Source organism: Roseimicrobium gellanilyticum, assembly GCF_003315205.1.
GTDB classification, from domain to species: Bacteria; Verrucomicrobiota; Verrucomicrobiia; order Verrucomicrobiales; family Verrucomicrobiaceae; genus Roseimicrobium; species Roseimicrobium gellanilyticum.
Genome location: NZ_QNRR01000008.1, coordinates 382016 through 404051, shown reverse-complemented (window position 1 = coordinate 404051; position 22036 = coordinate 382016). Strand labels below are relative to the sequence as shown.

Annotated in this window: 11 protein-coding genes; 6 read left to right on the top strand and 5 right to left on the bottom strand. The window is 61.3% G+C overall.

Annotated elements, in window-relative coordinates; genetic code table 11:
- Window positions 1-578 precede the first annotated feature (578 nt).
- Both DES53_RS21930 and DES53_RS21925 read right to left on the bottom strand, forming a co-directional pair.
- Window positions 579-788, bottom strand: a complete 210-nt coding sequence (locus DES53_RS21930; protein WP_113960449.1) for a hypothetical protein — start codon at window positions 786-788, stop codon at window positions 579-581.
- A gap of 107 nt (window positions 789-895) precedes the next feature.
- Complete coding sequence (locus tag DES53_RS21925; protein ID WP_113960448.1) at window positions 896-1081, bottom strand: hypothetical protein; 186 nt, start codon at window positions 1079-1081, stop codon at window positions 896-898.
- 210 nt (window positions 1082-1291) lie between these two features.
- Here DES53_RS21925 and DES53_RS21920 point away from each other — a divergent pair, with 210 nt between their 5' ends.
- The 6 genes from DES53_RS21920 (at window position 1292) to DES53_RS21890 (ending at window position 20571) form a co-directional block, all read left to right on the top strand.
- Window positions 1292-1738 (top strand): hypothetical protein, encoded by a 447-nt coding sequence (locus DES53_RS21920; protein WP_113960447.1) that lies wholly within the window; start codon window positions 1292-1294, stop codon window positions 1736-1738.
- A 77-nt stretch (window positions 1739-1815) separates the two neighbouring features.
- On the top strand, window positions 1816-2193 hold the full coding sequence (locus DES53_RS21915; RefSeq protein WP_113960446.1) for a hypothetical protein: 378 nt from the start codon (window positions 1816-1818) through the stop codon (window positions 2191-2193).
- Window positions 2194-2298: 105 nt separating this feature from the next.
- On the top strand, window positions 2299-2544 hold the full coding sequence (locus tag DES53_RS32565; protein ID WP_170157299.1) for a hypothetical protein: 246 nt from the start codon (window positions 2299-2301) through the stop codon (window positions 2542-2544).
- Between the two features lie 1162 nt (window positions 2545-3706).
- Window positions 3707-15856: an autotransporter-associated beta strand repeat-containing protein gene (locus DES53_RS21900; RefSeq protein WP_170157298.1), complete on the top strand. Its 12150-nt coding sequence runs from the start codon at window positions 3707-3709 to the stop codon at window positions 15854-15856.
- 689 nt (window positions 15857-16545) lie between these two features.
- Window positions 16546-19161, top strand: a complete 2616-nt coding sequence (locus tag DES53_RS21895; RefSeq protein WP_113960442.1) for a PSD1 and planctomycete cytochrome C domain-containing protein — start codon at window positions 16546-16548, stop codon at window positions 19159-19161.
- Window positions 19162-19194: 33 nt separating this feature from the next.
- Window positions 19195-20571 (top strand): DUF1501 domain-containing protein, encoded by a 1377-nt coding sequence (locus DES53_RS21890; protein WP_113960441.1) that lies wholly within the window; start codon window positions 19195-19197, stop codon window positions 20569-20571.
- Window positions 20572-20964: 393 nt separating this feature from the next.
- On the opposite strand, the gene DES53_RS21885 is transcribed toward DES53_RS21890, so the two are convergent.
- Genes DES53_RS21885 through DES53_RS21875 form a run of 3 tightly spaced genes read right to left on the bottom strand, consistent with a single transcriptional unit; the run spans window position 20965 to window position 21916 of the window.
- Window positions 20965-21225, bottom strand: a complete 261-nt coding sequence (locus DES53_RS21885; protein WP_113960440.1) for a DUF5985 family protein — start codon at window positions 21223-21225, stop codon at window positions 20965-20967.
- 18 nt (window positions 21226-21243) lie between these two features.
- Window positions 21244-21504, bottom strand: coding sequence for a DUF5985 family protein (locus DES53_RS21880; protein ID WP_113960439.1), 261 nt, complete (start codon window positions 21502-21504; stop codon window positions 21244-21246).
- A gap of 10 nt (window positions 21505-21514) precedes the next feature.
- Window positions 21515-21916 (bottom strand): hypothetical protein, encoded by a 402-nt coding sequence (locus DES53_RS21875; RefSeq protein ID WP_113960438.1) that lies wholly within the window; start codon window positions 21914-21916, stop codon window positions 21515-21517.
- Window positions 21917-22036: the final 120 nt, after the last annotated feature.

Genomic DNA, 22036 nt, shown 5'->3' with positions numbered 1-22036 from the left:
TGGTGTGCGTGTGTATTCGTCGTGTGTGCAGGTGCATCTCTGATCGTTGTCCCTGCCCTTTGACCTGTCTTTGCCGAAAGTTTTTCCATGGCCACCAGTGAAGTGAGCGAGCTTGTGGAAATGCATCCACGCCGGGGGGTGCGCATGGCTCTGAGCCTAATGGGTGAAGCTGGGAGAGAAAACAGAAAAGTGTACGACGAAATATTGCGAGCAGGAGCGCGAAGGGACCTGCCGCCGTGGTGTCAAGGCTGAGGTCGTTGACGTTGATGAAAGGGGGAATCACCGACACGCTCTAACATTCATGCCCGATTGACACGAATAGGTGAGACACCGGGACACCATCGCCGACTGACCCGGATATGTGACGCGAAGCGTCCCTGGACTGCGGCAGCCTGCTGCCGCTTTCCTCAAGTGCAGCCTGCTGCACGCTCCACCGCGACGCAGTCGCCAATTTTTTCCGGCCACGCCACCCTACGAGCGAGTGTCACCATCGCCACAGCAGGCCGCCGCAATCCAGGGCCTTCGGCACAAGTCACCTTCAAGAACCTTGGCACATCGCACAGTCAACACAATGCATCCTACGCCGTGCCCTCCTGACCCCGCTCCTTCAGCTCATCCGGCTCCGGCGCGCACGCGTCGTGGATGGGCTCGTGACTCACACCCGCTGTCCAAGAAGGGGGATCGCTGGCGGGGAAGGACTCGAGCATGGCTTCATCGATACGTTCCTGGTCAGTGACGTGGTGACCATCGTCGGCTTTGTCCGTGCAGGAGGATGGATGCGTTTTCATGGGAAGTGCAGTGAGTGAATGAAAGAAACGAAGAGCAGTACGCGAACGGGAACAGAGAGTATCGAAAAAAAGGAGGGTGGTGCAGCGCAGTGCCGTGAGTTCGTCACTCAGCGCTTGTCGTCGTTGCGCCGCTTGAGTTCCTCATCAGAAGCCGCGGTCACCGGTGGTGCCGGGAGGACGTTCGGGTCCATGGAAAGGGTACGCTCCGGCTGCGACTTCGGCGGCTCGGTGGCGGAGATGTCACCCGGGATGGGTCCCGGAGGTCCGGCAGGGGGAATGATGAGCTTTTTCATGAGGGTCGGGCGCCAGGGGCGCAGTGGGGGTGTTCGTCTGCTTTTCCTGAATCGCAGGGGATGGCGAAGGTGCGGGGAATGCGTCACCCATCGGTGGCAACTCCAGCACGAAGCCCGTCAAGTCTTCCAAATGAGCACTTTTCGATGTCTGCGTGTGAGACACACCCTCCGTTCACGTTGTAGGATGGATTGCTGCATCTCCCTCAGCCCATGAGAAACCGCACCTTCACTTTGCTCGCTTCCTGCATCACTTTCCTGATCGCGTCCTGCGTGACGACGGAAACCCGTCGTGACGAACGATTCACCCCGATCTTCGGGAAACCGATAGAGACCGCGAAACCACTTTACCTCTATGCTCTCAACAAGACGCGCAACGGTGATCCGAGCCGACATGGCATAAGCGTAAGCAAAATGATCATGGATGACGAAAAGAGCGAGATTCTCGCAATTTTGCCTGTGGGACACCGCGTCACCTTCGAGAAGCTTCGGCGTACACCGCAGTCAGGCGGCGTGGCGGAGCGGCTTGTGGGATTTACTGTGTACAAGAACGTGAGATACCCGGTCACGTACCTTCTTGGATTCTCGGGAGCCAAAATAGGTTGGGAAGACAGCATCAAAGCATTCAAAATCCCAGGGCAGACACAGAACCCAATGTAAAAAGCCGGTCAGCAAGGGGCACTCGCACACACGTATCCACGACCAAGTTGTCAGCATTCGTTCCACCTCCTCCCATCATGAAAACCTTCACCACTCCCCTGCTCACGTTCGCACTCACCCTCCTGCTCGTGTGTGTTGCTGGCGCGACGGCGCTCCACGCCTACACGCCGGAGGAAGCCATGAAGCATGAAGGCGAACGCGGCACGGTGGAGGGCCTCATTGTGAAAGTCGGCAGCAGCCCGAAGGGCAATCTCTTCCTCAACATGGGCGCGCCATTTCCGAACCACACCTTCAGCGGTGTCATCTCCAAGCCGTCCGTGGAGAAGCTGGGCAAGGACTACATCATGTCCCTCGAAGGGAAATACCTTCGCATCACCGGAGACATCACCATCTACAAGGACAAGCCGGAAATCCTCGTCAATGACAAGAGCCAGATCGAGATCGTGAAGAAGTGAGCAACTGGACTCGATCGGAGGAACTCTTCCCCCTTTGTTATGACACGAGTTCTTACCAAACGTGCTCATTGACTTAGCCAGAGTTTGCTCCATCTCGTTCCCGTTATGGGTCGAGACTTGCTTTATGAGCTATCCAGTAAAGAGTTAAAAGATGCCATTGATGAAATTGTAGCTAATGACAGCAGGATCCTTCCAGCTCGAGGAAAAGTTTTGGCGGCTCTTGTGCAACTTCAGGGAAATACCGGCAAACCAGAGGTAGTTAATCACGAGAAGCTGAGCGAGTTGAAAAAAGCTGGCGGGCTTGAGATGGACGGCTTGCTAATCCCCCCTCACAGTTTAGCTTCTGAGTAACCTATGCCACTCCTAGAATGTCTCCACGATAGGATAGCCCGTGTGGTGAACACGACGGCTTTCGAGGAGTATTTGGATGCTCATGGCTCCAGCCTTATTGAGTTTCAAGCTACTTGGAATCAATGCAAAGGTGAGTTTTCCAATCTTCCGGAAGTGTTCCAAGGAGCAATTTTGGCCGGAGAGGCAGAGCTAAACGAAAGCGGAGCCGTAACGTTCGCCTGATTGTTGGCTGAGAGAGGCTTGGACGAAAGAGTCGGCAACTTTTGACCTGTCGAATTACAAAGGTCCTGAGTGCACCACGGATCTTCGCAAGATCCATGTCACTCTTCCCAGCCGCTCATCACTCGCTCTACTCACGGACTCTGCGAGTCTTCCCTCTCGGGCACAGGAAATGAACACTGGGCCATCTCCGTCGCTTCATACCGCCGCACCGATGCCGACGCATACTCGGCGCACATATGCTCTCCGCGGTAGAATGAGACACGGCCTTCGTTTTCCATGACCGAATCCGCTTCGACGAAAACGGTCCCCAGGGACGCAAGCACAACACGGTAAGTGGTCATGATACCCTCCATTTCTGCTCAGGACTGCTACGAGCGCTGGAATCGGCCTGCACAGGCCACCAATCGCAGACAGCGCGAAAGGTCGAACAAAGGCCGACCCCTGAAAGGAGCTTAGGGGGAGCGCCGGACAAAATCCACAGTTTTTTCGATACGAGTCAGCCGACATGGCCGACCGCGGATGATGCATTTCGCAACGTCGCGCCACCCTTAAATTCCATAGGCATGAAGAATATTCGCATCCACGAGGGCGAATCAGACTCGCCCAAGTCTCCATCCTAAATTTGGGCTTCTCAGGGTGGGTGCGGAGCCTTACGATTTCTTTTGAGCGACTGAAAAAAATCGAGGGGATTTTTGTGCTGAATGACACTGCCAGGACAAAACCCAAGTAGGGCGGTGTCACTTCATCGTAGTCGCAAAGGATTTACCGCCACCATCGCACGACACCTTTTGGTCATTTTCCTCCATCTGACACCCCCGGAAGAAGGCCGCATGCAGAGAGACTGTGTGCGGCTCGCGTCGTGGTGTCCACCCGGGTCGCCGCCATGGAGCGCTCGGTCAGCCGCTCCGGCCTAGGCCAGCCCTTTTCATCCACACTGAGTATGCAGCACACCAGACGCTTCCTCCTTGCCACTGCCGCCGTCTTCTGCCTCTACTCCTCGACCGCGCGAGCGGCGACGCTCTACTGGGACATCGACGGCACCACCCCCGGAGCGGGTGGCGGTGCTCCCGCCGGTACCTGGGACGGCACCAATGCCTTTTGGAACACCGCGCTGGATGGCACCGGCACCACCGCCGCGTGGAACAACGCTGCGTCCCCTTTTGACATCGCGGTCTTCGCTGCCGGAGGCAATGCGGCCCGGCCCTACCTCGTCACCGTCGCAGGCACGCAAAACATCGGCGGGCTGGTGTTTGAGGAAGGCACGGTCTCGCTGAACGGCGGCACGCTGCAACTCTCCGCCACGGGCGTGAACATGAGTGTGGCCTCCAATCTCACGGCCAGTATCGCCTCCATCCTCAGTGGCGGCGCGACCTCCACGCTGACCAAGACAGGGGATGGAACTCTGGTGCTGAGTGGTGCCAACACCTACGGCGGCCAGACCATCATCAATGCCGGCATCCTTTCGATTTCTGAAGATGCCAATCTGGGCGCGGCACCCGGAGCGCCGGTGGCAGATGCCATCACCTTCGGCGGCGGCACACTGCAGATCACGGGCACGCTGACTCCCACGCTCCATGCGAACCGCGGCATCACCATCAACAGCGGCGTGGTCGGCACGCTGCAAGTGCTCAGCGCCTCGAACACCGTGACGTACGGCGGCCTCATCACCGGAGTGGTCGGCACCACCTTCAAGAAGACCGGCGCAGGCACACTCGACCTCTCCGCGGACAGCACCGCCTCAATGCTCGGCACGGTGCAGGTGGATGGCGGCACCTTGCGTCTCAGCGGGAATGGACAGCTCGCCGGGGCTTCCTCCTTCGTCCTTGGAAATCGCGGTGTGCTGAGGCTCGATAACAGCGGGACCAATCTCGGCAATCGTGTTGCCGGACCGTTCATCAGCAACGGTGGCACGCTCGACCTCACAGGCAATGCCGCTCCCACCACGGAAACACTCGGTGCTCTCACGCTCAATGCAGGCGCCCTGACGATCAACAGCACTGCGGGCGCTGGTGGAAACGTCCTCACCATTCCCGCGATCACACGCAATGCGGGCGGCACCCTGTACGTGAATGGAACCGGCCTCGGGGCTGGGCTCAACCAGGTCGTGCTGACCACGGCGAATCCGCTGACCAATACCATCCTGCCCTGGGCCGTGGTGAATGATGGCACGGTGACCCGCTTCGCCACACATGGTGGAGATGGCACTTCGCTGGTCGCACAGACCGCGGGCTACCAGTCGGCGGAGACCGCGTGGACGGGCGCCACGGTCAATGCAATGCCCACCGCGAGCACGACCACCACCACGACCCGGACCATCGGTTCCCTCACATTGAACAACGGCGTGGACCTCACCGGCCCCGCCGGGGATCGCACACTGAATATTGGCAGCGGCGGTATCGGCGCCATCCTGCAGACCGGTGGCGCCAGCACGATTGCCAACAATGGCAACAACGGCATCAATCTCGTATTCGGCGCAAATGAGGCGCTCTTCCATGTCATCGGCACGCTGACGGTCAATCGCGGCGCGGACAACTCCACGGGGATGTCCGGCACGGCGGGCTTCACCAAGAGCGGTGCAGGCACCTTGATTCTCAATACCACTGGCAACATCACGACAGCATCAGGCGGTGGCATCAACCTGAATGAAGGTCTGCTGGAACTTCGCATCGCCAATTCCCTCATCGCAACCGCCTCGGGGTCGCTGGTCATGAACATGAACGGCGCCACGCTGCGCCTCACCAATGATGCCAATACGGTCTTCAACGGCGCCATGGCCGTGAATGCCGATACCACCATCCTGGTGGATCGCGTCAACGCCGCAGCCACGGTCACCACGCATAGCATCGGTGGCACCGGAGGAGGCGCGCTCACCCTCGCGGCGAATCGCACCCTCTCCCTCGTCTCCAATGACGTCACCTCGGGCACCGCCTATGGCCTGACCTTCATCGGCGCCGCCACCCTGCTGGGAAATGCGACCGTCGATATCGCGAATAATGGCGCAGGCACAGGCACACTCAGCCTGCTGTCCGTGAACAGCGCATTCACCCTCACGAAGGCGGGCCTGGGAGATCTTGTGGTCACCAGCACCACGGCCGGGTACTCGGGAACCGTGAACGTGCAGGCCGGTCGCATCGGGTGGAACAACGCCAGCGGCAGCTACACGGACAGCTCCGTCATCACCGGAGCGGGAGGCATCTTCAAGTCCGGTGCCGGTACCGTGCAACTCGACGGCAACAACACCTTCACCGGAGGTATCACGGTGAATACGGGAGGCGTGCTCGCCTTCAGCACGGTGAGCAACAATGACGGCCCGGCCAGCAATCTGGGCCAGGGCACGAATGGCATCACACTCGTCGGTGGCACGCTGAGTTTCGTGGGCGCCACCAATCAGTCGACCAATCGCGCGATCTCCATGACGGCATCCAGCGGGCTGCGCGCCAATGGCTCCGGAAGCATCACCTACGCGGGTGCCATCACCGCGACAGGAAACAGCACGTTGACTTTGACCGGCACCGGCGCAGGCACCATTGCCGGCGGCCTCATCCAGGACGGCGGCGTGGCTGATTTGCTGATCACCAGCGGGAACTGGACCTTCAGCGGCGCACCATCCGCACTAACGGATGACTTCGTGGCCTCCGGCGCCAGCACCGTGGTGAACCTGGACTCCACCGGAGTCATCGCCTGGGAGGCAAGTCCGGCCTCCAGTCCGTATTTCCACATCCGCGAGGGTGCCACGGTGAATCTGGGAGCCAACAACGCCGTGACCTTCGCCGGGACCAGCATCCTCTGGTTCAGCGACAACCTGGCGGCGACGAGCACGCTGAACATGAATGGCTTTAACCTCACGGTGCAGCGCATGGAATTCGGCAACCTGCAGGACAACTTCACCGGACAGATCGATGGCACCGGTACGCTCACCGTGACGAACGCCGCCGCTGGCCAGGGATTCAACCTCTTCCGCGGCGTCATCAATGCGAACCTCGCGGGGGCTGGCGCGATTGTGAAGCAGGGCCTGGGAGAAGTGACCTTCCGGGGTGACAACAGCGGGCTGGGCTCCACCACGGCGCGCATTGATGCAGGCACGCTCGTCCTCGACTACAGCAACAACAACGCCGACAAGCTGAGCTCCACCGCCGCACTCGACATGCGCGGCAGCACCCTCAAGCTTTTGGGCGACGGCGACGCAGACACCATCCAGTCCGTGCTCAGCTTCACCCTGGCCAGCGGTGGCAACAACAGAATCGAACTCACCAGCGGCACAGGCCGCTCGGTCACCTTGAACCTGGGAGCCATCACGCGCGCCACCGGGGCCGGCACCCTGCGCATCGTACAGCCGGTCAGCGGCGGCGTCACCACCACGACCGCCAACAACGCCACCACCGGGATTCTCGGTGGTTATCTCACCATCACGGATGCCACCGGCACGCACTTCGCGCGCAATGATGGCTCTGGAAATATCGTCGCCCTGACTTCGACGGTGAAGAATGATGTCTCCACCTGGGTGACCGGTGATCACATCACCAACGATGCAGCCTTCACCGGCACCACGAACTGCATCACCATCAACAGCCTGCGGTTTGACGCTTCCGTGGCCTCGACGCTCACCATCGGCAGCGGTGAAGTCCTGAACATCGCCAGCGGCGGCATCCTCGTCACCTCCAATGTCACCGCAGGCCCGGCCACCATCACGGGAGGCATGCTCAGTTCCTCAACGGCGGAGCTCATCTTCACCCAGGACAGTCTCGCGCAGAGTCTGACGGTCGCCTCCACCATCACGGCCAACACCGCAGTGACGAAGACCGGCGCGGGCACGCTGATCCTCAGCGGAAACAACGACTACACCGGCGTGACGCAGCTCTATGGCGGCACCTTGGTCGCCAGCGGCGGCAATGCGATTGGAGATGTCGCTGCGGTGGTGATTGCCGATGACCAGGCGACCACGCTGCAGATCACCAGCAATGAAGCCATCGGGCGGCTCTCCGGCGGCAATGCCAGTACGGGCATCTCCGCCGGCACGATTGCCATTGGCACCAACACACTGACCATCAATCAGGTGGGCGGGTCTGCAAACGGCACCTACGGGGGTGTCTTCACCGGCAGTGGCGCGATCATCAAGAATGGCTCCGGGCTCAACACCAATCTCTCGCTCACCGGTGCCAGCGGCTCGGGCTTCACCGGCACGGTGACGGTGAATAGCGGCCTGCTCTTCATTGGCGGGCTGGGCACCATGGATGCCTCGAACTTCACCATCAACAAGAGTGGCAGCTTCATGATCGACAACAACGGCGGCACGCGAAGCGGCACGCGCATCCTGGATACCGCCACCATCACGCTGAACTCGGCCGATGGCGCTTGGTCCGGAGATACCAAGCCGAGCGGTCTGGCCATCCGCTCCGACCAGGGGAACACGCTGAATGAAACGGTGGGTGTGATCCAGGTGAACTCCGGCGCGAACTACACGCGCCTGGAAGGTACCGCTACGAACGCGGTCACCGCCATCGTGGCGGACGACATTGTGCGCAGCAACTTCGCCACGCTCAATGTACGCGGCACCAACATGACCGCCACCACCGCCCAGCGCGCCAAGCTTCGCATCGGCACGGCAGCGAACCAGACCACGTTCATGAATGCCATGGTCGGGGGTGGTGGCGGCACGGGAACCAAGACCATCAGCATCGTACCCTGGGCAATCGCAGAAGAATTCTCCGCGGGTCTGGGAGATGCCAATATGGGCAACTCGCTCGCCGGCTACATCTCCGGCCAGGGCTTCCGTGCGCTGAACCTCACGACGGAATACAACACCTACGCAGCCTCCGCCATCGCCACGGAGAACATCCGTGAAGTCCTCACCGCGGATCTCACAGGACTGGCGAGCAAAACCATCAATGCGCTGGTGATTCACAACAACAGCACTGCGGCCTCCACCTTCAATGTCACCGGCATCGGTGCCGGTGGAGCGCTCACCGTGACCAGCGGTGCGATGCTCTTCACGCTCAACACCGGTGCCACTGCATCCACCGCACACCAGGTTGTGCTGGGCGGATTTGATGCTGGCATCTCCGTGGGCGCCACGAATGAATACGTCTTCCACGTGGTGAATCCTTCCTCCGTGGCGACCACGCCCACGCTGAGCGTGACCATCAACTCGCAGCTCATCTCCAACGCACACATCACCAAGTCCGGACGCGGCACGCTGGTGCTCACTGGCAACAACGCCGCGGGCGGCAACACACGGAGCACGACCATCAATGAAGGCGTGCTGGAGATCAGGGACCTGGACAACATCGGTGGCGACACGGGCAATCTCGTCTTTGCAGGCGGCACGCTGCGTCTGTCCGCCACGTACGCGGGTGATGACCTTTCCCTGCGCACCATCTCCATTCTCAACGGTGGCGCGACCATCGATACGAATGGACTGAACCTCGCCCTGGGCAACAGCTACGGTGGCGGCGGCAATGGCGGACTCACCAAGGCGGGCGCGGGCACACTCACGCTCAATGGCACTGGCAACTACACCGGCGCGACGAACATCACTGCAGGCACCGTGGTCCTGGGCATCAACCAGGGCATCGGCACCGGTGACCTGACCATCGGGGCGACCGGTACGCTGGACATGGGCACCTTCAACGCCAGCGTGGGCAATGTCACCCTTGCCGCAGGCACCGCGCTCAATGGCAGCGGCACCCTCAGCGCCACTGGCACCTTCATCGCCAGCCAGGGCACCATCAATCCAAGTCTCGCGGGGTCGATGAACTTCATCAAACAAACCGCGAGCCAGACGGTGGTGCTCAGCAGTGGCACGAGCACCTACACCGGATTCACGCACGTGCAGAATGGCACGCTCAGCATCGGCACGCTCGCGAATGCCGGAAGCGCCAGCTCACTGGGTGCGGCCACGGGAGACAATGCCGCCATCCGCCTCGGCAGCACCACCACGGCGGGCGTGCTGCTCTACACCGGCGATGGTGATACCACGGACCGGCAGATCTGGCTCTTCGGCACCACGGGTGGTGGTACCATCGACAACGATGGCACGGGAGCTCTCGTCCTCACTGGAGGTGTGGAGGTGGTGCAGCCGGGCACGAAGACGCTCACGCTGCAGGGCACGGCGGGCACCGCTCTCGACCCGAACATCATCAGCGGCATGATCGATCAATGCACCGGCCTGCTCACAGTGACCAAGGCGGAGGCAGGCACGTGGCTCCTGAGCGGAGCGAATGTCTACTCCGGCAACACGAATGTGAATGCCGGCATCCTCATCGCAGGAAACAATCTCGCCTTCGGCACCAGCCTGCTGAACCTGAATGCTGGTACGCTCCAGGGCGATGGCACGGCCCGCACGCTGGCAAATACGGTGCTGCTCAGCTTGAGCTCCACCATCGGAGGCACATCGGATCTCACCTTCACGGGCAACTTCAGCCAGACGAGCGGTGACCGCACTCTCACGGTCAACAACACGGGCATCACCAGCTTCACCGGAGCCTTCGCCCTCGACCGTGGCGCCACCAACGGCATCGTGACCATCAATGCGGGCACGGGTGCGGTGGTGAACCTCAGCAATCTGCAGGACGGCGCCGGCAGCGGCACGGGCAGCCTGGTGAAATCTGGCGTGGGCACGCTGAACGTGAGCAACGTCTTCACCATCGCAGGCAATCTCACCGTCAGCGCTGGCATCGCAAACTTCTCAGGTACTGGCAACACGTCCATCGGAGGCAATGCCACCATCAGCGGTGGCACCGCAACCTTCTCAGGCACGGGCACGACCACCATCAATGGGAACTTCTCCGGCAACAACAGCGTCACCACCTTCTCCGGCGAAGCGACCACGATCAATGGCAACTTCTCCGTCGGTCGCAACACCACCGCGACGGTGAACTACAACACGCCGGACGCCACCTTGAGCGTGGGCAGCGGCAGCTCGAACCTGGTGGAAATCGGCATCGCAACCACGGCGACTTCGGTGGCCACGCTCAACCTCAGTGGACTGAAGCAGTTCAACGCAAACGTCGGCACCTTCAGCATCGCGACCTCCACCAGTGGTTTGTCCAATGCCGACGTCACCCTGGCCACCAACAACACCATCACCGCCGCCACCTCCTTCATCTTTGGCAACTCGAACAACAGCGGCCTGACCGGAACCAACACGCTGCTCTTCGGCAGCGGCACCAACATCGTCACCACTCCCCTCTTCCAGGTGGCGGTGGGGAAAGCCTCGCCGAATGGAAGCACACTCACCCTTGCGACCGGTGGCACCTTCACCCTGAACAATGGAGCGGGAGTCGCCACGGACCTGCATGTGGGTGTGAACTACTCCACAGGCACCGCCACCACTCCTGTGGGTGTGATGGATCTCTCGGGCGGCACCTTCATCGCCACCCTGGACGAGCTCTTGATTGGTCAGAAAACCTCCGGCGGCAGCACGGGCACCGCCACCGGCACACTCAGCATCGGTGCCAGTTCCTCAAATGCCATCACGACAAACACACTGACCATCGGCTTCATGGCAGGCGGCACGAGTGGGGCCGGCCTGAGCAGCGGCACGCTGAACTTCGGCGGTGGCACCTTCACCGCCGCAGGAGATGTGCTCATGGGCAGCCTCGCGAATGTGGGCTCTGTGTTCGGCAAGCTGAACATCACCGGCGGCACCTTCACCATTGACGGAAACATCACCAAGACGGCGAGCACCCTCAGCACGAGTGTCCTCATCGTGGACGGCGCCACCACCGTGCTGGACATGACGGGCGGCACCATCAACACGAGCCAGCTTGCCTTCTTGAATGGCGTGATCAACAACATCGCTGCTGGTGGAGTGACGCTCGATGCCTTCAGCACCACAAACACCGGCACGGGCAATGTGGGTGACGCCCTGCTCCTGCGCGATGTCACGCTCAACAGCGCCGTGACACTCACCGGCGCCTCAGGCGGCGCCATCCACTATGAAAGCGCGAACGGTGGCAATGGCGCCACGGTGAACGGCCTCCTCTCCATGGGCGCGGTGGGCCGCACCTTCAACATTGAAGACTCCGCAGCCGCAGCCGTGGATTTCACCCTCAACGGAGATCTCACCGGCACGGGTGGATTCACCAAGACAGGCGCGGGTGCCATGAGCCTCACCGGAGCCACGGCTCAGACTTACACGGGCGCCACCGCCATTCAGGACGGCAGGCTCATTCTTGATGGCGGCGCGGACAATCGCATCGCCTCCACGAATGCCGTGACCCTCGGCGCGGGCGCGACCTCCGGTGTGTTGCAGCTCGGTGGTGCCGCAGGCAAATCCGACCTCGTGCTCGATTCGCTCGCGACCTTGGGTTCCGGCACGAACAATGCCGTGGTGGGTGGCCACTCCTCACTCTCGACGCTCACGCTCAATCTCGGCGCGAACGCCACCTTCGCCGGACGACTGGGCGGCGCAGGCACAAATGAGAACCGGCTGAACTTTGTGAAGAACGGCTCCTTTGAGCTCACCTTCACCAGTGCGGGCAATATCAATGGCTCCATCAATGTGACTGGCGGTGTGCTCAATGGCGGCTTTGGCTCCAGCGGCACCACCATCACGGTGGCGGGTGGTGCGGCGCTGAACTTCCTCGATGGCACAGCGGTCTCCCGCACGCTGACGGGTACTGGCGTGGTGCTGGATCTCGGAGCAGGCTCCAGCCTCGGCTTCGAAATTGGCAGCGCGGTGGATCAGATTCTTGGCGGCGCGAGTGCCACGGCCTCGGTGACCGGCCCCGTCACGATTGACCTGTTCTCGCTCGGCGGCATCTCGGCCGGCACCTACAACCTCATCTCCATGGGAGGCGGTGGTCTCACCTCCGGAGGTGGCAGCTACAGCATCAACAGCGCCCCGGGCGGATTCAGCTTCTCCCTCAATCAGACCGATACACTGCTGCAGCTTATTATCTCGGCCATCAACGTACCTACGATGTACTGGCGCGGCGGCATCGACAACAGCTGGAGCACGCTGAGCGGTGGCAATACCAACTGGACCACCGACCTGGCCGGCACCACCAATGCGCTGGCTACTCCCGCTGGCAGTACGGATGTGATCTTCAGCGCGACCAATGCGCCAACCATCGGCGGCAGCATCAACACGACGCTCGATGGCAGCTTCACCGTGAAGACGCTGACCTTCACCGCGAATCCCGTAGGAGTGAACTCCGTGGTCATCAGCCCCGGAGCGCTTCCCTCCAGCTCGCTCACCATCACCCCCACGAGCTCCACCACCGGCCTTGATGTGCAGGACAATGCTGGAAACATCACCATCTCCGCGCCGGTGGTGCTGGGTGCAGACCAGACCTGGTCAATCTCAAACGTCAACGCCTCACTCCACATCTCAGGGAACATCTCGGGCGCATTCAGCCTGACCAAGACAGGTGCAGGCACTCTCACCCTCACCGGCACGAACAGCTACGGAGCCACGACTATTTCCACCGGCACCGTGCAGGTGGGCAACGGCGGCACGACGGGAACACTCGGCAGCGGCACCGTGACGAACAACAGCACGCTCATCTTCAACCACGGCACGGGCGCGGACGTGACCATCAGCAGCACCATCAACGGCACCGGCACGGTGACGAAGACCGGAGCGGGGCGCACAGTTTTGGCGGGCTCCAACGGCTACACCGGAAAGACCCTCGTCAATGGCGGCACGCTTGCCATCTCGGATGAATCCGCGCTTGGCGCTGCTCCAGCAGCATTCACGGCGGACCAACTGACGCTCGACGGAGGCGCCCTGCAGGCCGTGGTGACCATGGCCATCGATGATGCGAACCGCGGCATCACGCTGGGCACGAACGGCGGTGTGTTCGATGTGAATGCCAGCGCTACGCTCACCGTCTCGACCACCCTGGGTGGAACTGGCGCACTCATCAAGGCAGGCACTGGCACGTTGAAGTTTGGCGGAGATCTCACACTCTCCGCTTCCACCAATCACCTCATCTTTGGCGCGACCAATGGCGCAGGAGCCTCGGGCGCCCTGGACCTCAGCACGGCCAGTGCGACCTTCGGAGGGAATCTCCTGGTGCAAACCAATACCGCGACGGCCAACAACATCACCATCGGTGCCGGCGAATCACTGACCATCAATGGCAATGTGACCATCGGCTCGAATCTCGGTGTCACCAGCGCGACCAATCTCACCGTCACCGGGGCGGGCACGATGAACATCGTGAAGGCCGGAGGCGTCGTGCAGGTGGGAGGCAGCACGGGGGCCACCCACAACAATGCGACGTTCAACCTGTCCGGCCTGAACTCACTGCAGATGAATCTGGGCGCAGCCGGCATCCTCAGGATTGGTGATGTGTCCTCGACCAACACCGGCTCCACGGGTATCTCCACCATGATTCTCGCGGTGAACAACACCATCACCGCCGGCACCGTTTCCGTGGGTGACTCCGGTCGTGACGCCCAGATGGTTCTCAGACTGGGCAGCGGGACCAACGTCATCAATACGAATACACTCAATGTGGGAAATGCCTTCCGCTCCGGCGGACGCCTGGACTTCTTCACCACCACCGGCACCGCGACGGTCCGTGCTCTGGATGGCACCAGCCGCGCAGTCATGAATGTCGGCGTGGGAGGCAGCGGCACCGCCACCAACGCGTCCTTTGCCGTGGACTTCACAGGGCACAGCGTGGATCTTCTGCTGAGCACGCTGACCATCACGGACCAGGCCCGCATGGGTACGGGAACGGTGAACACCTCGTTCATTTTTGAGGCTGGCACCTTGGATGCCACGACCATCAATATCTCCCGTCGAACCACGACCACCGCCGCGACTGGTGCATTCAATACCACGGTGGACTTCAAAGGGGGCACGGTGATTGTCGGCACGGGTGGCATCACCCTGCTGACGCAGAATGCCAACACAGGAAACAGCGGCGCCGTGAACAGCACCCTGAATATCACCGGTGGCACGGTGACCGTGAATGGCGACATCGTGCAGGCAGGCACCGGGACCGCCGCTCACAATGGCAAACTGAACCTCGACGGCGGCAGTCTCGACATGCTCAATCACAACATCGGTGGTGCAGGCGTTGCAGCCATTGACAATCTGGTCTTTGCCTCGGGCACCCTCAAGAACGTGAATGAGATCAACAACGGCGCCGACTTCAACAAAACCACAACCGGCACCCTCATTCTCGAAGGCACGAACAACTACACCGGCGTGACCAATGTGAATGCAGGCATCCTGCAGGTGGGCAGTGGCAGCACCACGGGAACGCTGGGCTCGAATGCCTCTGTCACCATCGCCACCAGTTCCACCCTGCGCACCAGCAGGAGCAACACCATCACCCTCTCCCAGGCCATCACCGGTCTTGGTGCGGTGGATGTAAGCAACACCGCCACGGGCATCACCGTCCTCACGGGCAACAACAATACCTATGCGGGCGGCACCACCGTGACCTCCGGCACCTTGCTGGCCAACAACACCACCGGCTCCGCTACAGGAACCGGCGCGGTGAACGTGACCGCGACAGGCACCCTGGGTGGTCGCGGCTTCATCACCACCAGCGGACTCACCGTGGCCAGTGGCGGCACGCTGAAGCCCGGCGATGCCACCGTGGCGAATGGCATTGGCACCCTCACCGTCACCGGCGCTTCCACGCTCAGTGCGAGCGGTGGTTCCATTCTCGATCTCCAGATCACCCACACCAACGGCACCAGCACCTCTGCAGCAGCGAATCGGAATGGCGATGGCACACTGAACTGGGGCGTCATCCTCGGAGCCAGCACCGTGGCAGGCACCTCGGACGTGATCGATGTCGTGGGCGCACTCACGATCAACAACACCGGCACCACGACGGTGCGCCTCTCTGCCGCCGATACCGGAACGTTTGAAATCGGGATGGTCTGGGACCTCCTGGACTGGGTGACCGTGAGCAGCACCAATCCGACCAGCTACTCGTATGACTTCTCCGCGCTCAATCTTGAGCTCGGCTCGCTGGGCATGGAACTCGATACCTCACGCTTCAGCACGGACGGCTACATCGGCATCGCCGCACTGGTCCCCGAACCAAGCCGCGCGCTGCTGCTGGTGCTGGGACTGGGTGTGGTGGTGATGCGGAGGAGGAGACCGGTGCGACGGTGAGCGGTGCGACGGTGTCATGGAGCGGCATTGTGCATGTGCCAGCACCCAAGCGCGTGGCCGTCGTGCTAGAACGAGTGAAGCAGTGAGGTGTGATACACCCGAACGATCCGGACGCTGTGACGCGAAGCGTCCCTGGACTGCGTGCAGCCTGCTGCCGCTTTCCTGAAGTGCAGCCTGCTGCACAATCCATCGCGACGAAGTCGCCAAGCTTTTCCGGACGCGTCACCCTCACCCGCGAAGGTCACCATCGCCACAGTCCCGCAAAGCGGGATGGACTCTGGAAAGCGGCAGCAGGCTGCACGCAGTCCAGGGCCTTCGGCACAGTTTCTCGGTCGTCAACTGGCGTTCACGTGGAAGGTGGGACCACTCTCGCACAACCGGGCATTCTCAGTCTCCGAAATTCCTCTGCGTCTCTGCGTCTCTGTGTTGAATCCAATGCAGCCTACCCCGCCCCACGAGCAGGGAACCAACCCCAACACCCTTCAGCACCCCATCCTCTCCCAATCTCCCCCCTACCGCAATTCCAAGCGATTTTCAGTTGCTCACCCCAATTCCCATCGTATTAATGGGATATGCCGCAGAGCGAATTCGCGGCAGCTCGCCGATCCGGACCACGGAAGGACATTGATTCCACCACCTCCGGAGCCCACCTGACTTGAGAAGGCGCACGGTTCAGTACTCACGCCGGGATGCGCCTTCCCCTATTTCTCACCCTCTCCATCATCAGCAGCACCGCCTTCGCCTCGCAGACACCGGAGGCCGAGGCCCAGCAGGCCGCGAAGCTGGAGTTCTTTGAAAAGAAGGTGCGCCCCATCCTGGTGAGCCACTGCTACTCATGCCACTCCGCGGATACGAAACCCTCCGGAGGATTGCGCGTGGACGATCGCAACGGACTGCTCATGGGCGGCAATGCCGGCCCTGCCGTCATCGCAGGCGATCCCACGAAAGGCCTGCTTCTGGATCGCATCCTGCACACCGACCCCAAGAAGCGCATGCCCAAGGAGGGCGAACTCCTCACCGAGTCCGAAGTGGAAGTGCTGAAGACATGGATCACCGATGGCGCGGTGTGGCCCCACGAGGCCCTGCCCAACAACATCGGCAAACTTTCGAAGAAGGCGGAAGAACTCAAGGCCACACACTGGGCGTGGCAACCGCTGAGCGAGCCGAAGGTCCCCGAGGTGAAGGACACGGCATGGCCGCGCACCAACATCGACCGCTTCATCCTTGCCACCCTCGAAGAGAAGAAACTGCGTCCTGTTTCTGAAGCAGACCGCGCCACCTTGCTGCGCCGCGTGACGTATGACCTCACCGGTCTGCCTCCCACGACAAAGGAAATCACCGGCTTCCTGGAAGACAAGGACAGCACGGAGATCGCCTTCGCCCGTGTGGTGGATCGTTTGCTCGCGTCCTCTGCCTTTGGTGAACGCTGGGGCCGTCACTGGCTGGATGTGGCACGCTATGGCGAGTCCACCGGCCCTTCACGCAACGTGCCATATCCCCACGCGTGGCGTTATCGCGACTACGTGCTGGATGCGGTGAATCGGGATGTGCCCTTTGATCGCTTCATCCAGGAACAGGTCGCCGGAGACTTGCTGGCCGCCGATTCGCCCGCCGAGCGTGATCGTCTACTCACCGCCACGGGATTCCTCGCGCTGGGTGTGAAGGACGTGAACCAGCGCTTCAAGGTGCGCTTCATCATGGACAATGTGGATGAGCAAATCGACGCGGTCACGCGCTCGGTGCTGGGCCTCACCGTGAGCTGCGCGCGCTGCCACGATCACAAGTTCGACCCCATTCCGGTGACGGACTACTATGCGCTCGCGGGCATCTTCACCAGCACGGACCACTGCGCCGGTGTGCGGAACAAGATGGGCGGCGGCGGTCTGGACTACTACGACCCTGCCATGCTCGTCGCGCTCTCCACCACCATGGAGGCCGCGCCGAAAGAGCAGGTGGAGAAGCTGCAAACGCAGGTCGCTGAAGCCAAGAAAGCGTGGGATGACATCCGTGGTACACCCGCAGGACTGAAGCTCACCGCGGATGGCCGCCCCACCCAGCGCGCATACCGCACGAAGTATGAAAAGCTGCAGGCGGACCTGCTTGCCCTCACCGATCCCGCTGCACGCGGTCATGCGGTGCATGGTGTGCGCGACAGCAAGGTCATCGCGGACACCGAAGTGCGCATCCGTGGTGAAGCAGAGCGTCTCGGTCCCGTGGTGCCACGTGGTTTCCTGAGCACCTTCACCGTGCCAGGCGCGCCCGAGGTGAACCCCGCGCAGAGCGGTCGTCTGGAGCTCGCACAGTGGCTCACCAGTCCGAACAATCCTCTCACCCCGCGTGTGATTGTGAACCGCGTATGGCAACACCTGCACGGCGTGGGCATCGTGAATACCGTGGACAACTTTGGTGTGAATGGCGACCATCCATCGCATCCCGCATTGCTGGACTACCTCGCCACGCGCTTCATGCGTGAAGGCTGGTCTGTGAAGAAGCTGGTGCGTGAAGTGGTGCTCTCGAAATCCTACCAACTCGGCACAGCAGTGCCGGAAGGATATCGCGAGATCGATCCCGCGAACCGCCTCGTGTGGCGCCATGCTCCACGGCGCCAGACCGCAGAAGAGCTGCGCGACTCCATGCTCGCCGCCGCAGGTCGTCTCGAATCGAAAGTCCCCGAGGGCTCACCCGCGAAAGACCTGAAGATGATCGAAATGCGCGACAACGGTGCGGAAGCCCGCAACATCCATGAAAGCGCAGACCGCAGCCTCACACGCAGTGTGTACCTGCCGCTGCTGCGTGGCGTCACTCCTTCGTCACTGGCGGCCTTCGACCCGGTGGAGCAGACGCTGGTGACCGGCCAGCGCGAGGCCACCACTGTGCCAACGCAAGCCCTGTACCTTCTGAATTCCACCTTCGTGCGGCAGCAGGCGCTGGTGCTCGCGGAGCAGGTGGTGGCAGAGAGTGGCCGCTCGGATGTAGAGGCCCTGCGCGAGGTATACCAACTCACCTTGGGCCGCCAGCCCACGGAGCAGGAGGCCACGCGCGCTGGCGCCTTCCTCGCATCCTATGAGTATTCCTATCAGGATGCATCACCTCCTGTGGTGCTGGCCTCCCTCACCAGCGAGCCTCGGCCCGCAGGCGCTTCGGATGCCAGGACGGACGCCATCCCGGTGAACCCCGATGATGTCGATCGCACCGAGCAGGCCGTGCGCGAAGAAACCGTGCAACCCCGCACCCCACGCGCCGCCGCCTGGATGAACCTCGTACAGGCCATCTACGCCTCCGCCGAGTTCCGCTTCGTCCGCTAACCCACTTCCCCTCTCCCCCTCTCCCCCTCTCTCATGTCTTCCCCCTTCACCCCCACCCTCACCCGCCAGACCCTCCTGCGCTCGGCAGGCGCGGGTTTTGGCTATCTCGCGCTCGCCGGTTTGCTGGGCCATCAGCAGCAGGCCTTCGGTGCCGAGAAGAAACTGGAGCATCCACTCGCGCCAAAGAAGCCGCACTTCACCCCACGTGCGAAGCGCATCATCTTCGTCTTCATGGAGGGCGCGATGTCGCAGCTCGATACCTTCGAGTACAAGCCGCAGCTCGTGAAGGATGGTGGCAAGGGCGGTCCGGGCGGTGGCACACTCACGAGTTCGAAGTTCAAGTTCAAGCAATATGGCCAGACCGGCTCGTGGTTCTCTGAACTGCTGCCGAACATCGCCACGCACGCAGACAAGTTCTGCTGGCTGCGCGGTCTGCATACGGATACGCCCGCGCATCCGCAGGCCGTGGTGCAGCTCCACACCGGCAGCGCCAACGCCGCACTCACCCGCCCCAGCATGGGCGCATGGCTGCTCTATGGTCTCGGCAGTGAGAACAATGACCTCCCCGGTTATGTGACCATCAATCCTCCGCCGAATTTCGGTGGCGCGGTGAACTACGGCAGCGCCTTCCTGCCTGCCGAGTACCAGGGCACGCGCATCAATGATCAGGGCCAGCTGCCCAACGTGAAAGCCTACTCAGCAAGGTCACTCCAGCGGAAGCAGCTCGACCTCATCCAGTCCATGAACCGCGATCTCGCCGCCACCTCCGGCGCGCCGGATCCGGTGGATGCCATCATCGAATCCTTCGAGCTCGGCTTCCGCATGCAGAGCAAGGTGCCCGAGCTGCTCGATATCTCAAAGGAGCCCGTGAAGGTGCAGGAGGCCTATGGCGTGAAGGATGGTCCGCAGGGCGCCTTTGCCCGCCAGTGCCTCATGGCGCGCCGGCTCAGCGAGGCTGGCGTGCGCTTCGTGGAAATCTGCCAGTCCGGTTGGGACCATCACAACAACCTGCACAAGGGGCTCATCGATCGGACCAGCACCATCGACCAGCCGGTTGCTGCATTGCTGCATGACCTGGAGACCCGTGGACTGCTGGAGGAGACCCTCGTGCTTTTTGGTTCCGAGTTCGGACGCCAGCCCACCGCGCAGGGGCAGGATGGCCGCGACCACAACATCACCGGCTACTCCATGGCGCTTGCCGGTGCCGGCGTGAAGGCAGGCTATGTCCATGGTGCCACCGATGAATATGGCATCAAGGCCGTAGAAGGCCGCATGCACACGAATGATCTGCACGCCACCCTGCTGGCACTCATGGGGCTGGATCACGAGAAGCTGCGCTATCGCTATGCAGGCCGTGATTTCCGGCTGACTGATGTCGCAGGAAATGTGGCGACGGAGATTTTTGCGTAGCAGCTCTTCAATCTTCAGAGAGAGAGAGAAACGCAAAGCAGCGGAGCAGCAAAGCAGCAAAGAGAGGAAATTTGTGAGGCGCAGCCTCCTTGGACTGCGGCAGCCTGCTGCCGCTTTCTAGAGTCCACAGCCTGCTGTGGCGATGATGCCTCCGGTCTATCACTCCGCCCACCTTTACACTGGTGGGGAGCTGCTGCGTCGGCTTCCTAATCAGGTGGGCGGAGGCGGTGTGGAACTGGTGCGTGATAAGCCGGTTTCACCCGGATGCTCCGCACCACCTCCGCCCGCTCTAGTCAGGAGGCCGACGCAGCAGCCCCCTACCGGTCAACAGGCGGGCTATGTCATGGACCAGAGGCGCACGATTCTTCTTTCTCCACCCGTTTCGTAACCTGCTCACTTCACCCGGTTCTTATCCACAATGCCCACGATGATCGTGAGGAAGGCTACCAGGCGCACGCCGTAGACCAGCGGGGCGAGCTCATTCTCCATGTCCAGCACCGTGCGCATGATTCGCTCCACCATGAGGAGAAGGAACGCCACCGCGAAATAGACAAACAGCCGGTCCTTTGTCTTCTGCCAGAAGCGCAGGAAGAAAGCCGCCGCTGTGAAACTCATGGCTGCGATGGCTCCAGAAATGAACGCGGCAACAATCATGGGAACGAAGGAAGCGGATTAGGCAGACTTGAAAATCAATCCGTACAGAAGAACACACATGGCGACCAGACTCATGCAACTGCGCCACAGGAGAAGGTCGACACCTGTGGGAATCAGGACCAGATCCACCACCAGAATGAAATTTGCGAAAGCCAGGATGATGAAACAGGTGGCGCTCCAGAAGAGGAGTTCATGTTTGGAGCGCTTGTACCCGCGCATCAAAAGCACGGCGCATAACAGGCATGCCAGAGAACAGAGGATGTAGACTATCTGGACCATGAGTTGCCAATCATGAAGGTTTCTTTCTGAGCCGGAAAGCATCCGCGAAATCCTGCGCAGGATCCGTCTGCGGCTTCCGCGGACGGTAGATCGCTTCAATCACTCGCACGGGATAGGCCTTGTAAGAAGCGCCCAACCGCTGCGCTGATTCAAGCAGAGTCGCATCCGCAGTCGAGAACTTGTAGCCCAGCGGTGGACCCGGATTGCACACTGCAAGATTCTTTGAGACCATCTCGTCCAGCCATCCCTGCACAGAGTCGCGTGTGCTCATGATGACTTGATAAACGGATTCCACGCTGAACTCTTGTTCAGGATTTCTCCCCAACAGCAGAATGATCTCGAGCTGCTCCACCGAGCGCACGTACTGCTCGATGAATTGCACGATGGATGATGAAAGCCCGTCTTCAGCCACGAGGAATTAGTCTTCTGGGATCAGGGCTTGTTGGATCGCATTTGATCTCGACTTCAGGTTTCGATTTCCGGAGAATGCTATTCGCATGTGCCGGGCTGGATGGATGGGTGCATGATTGGT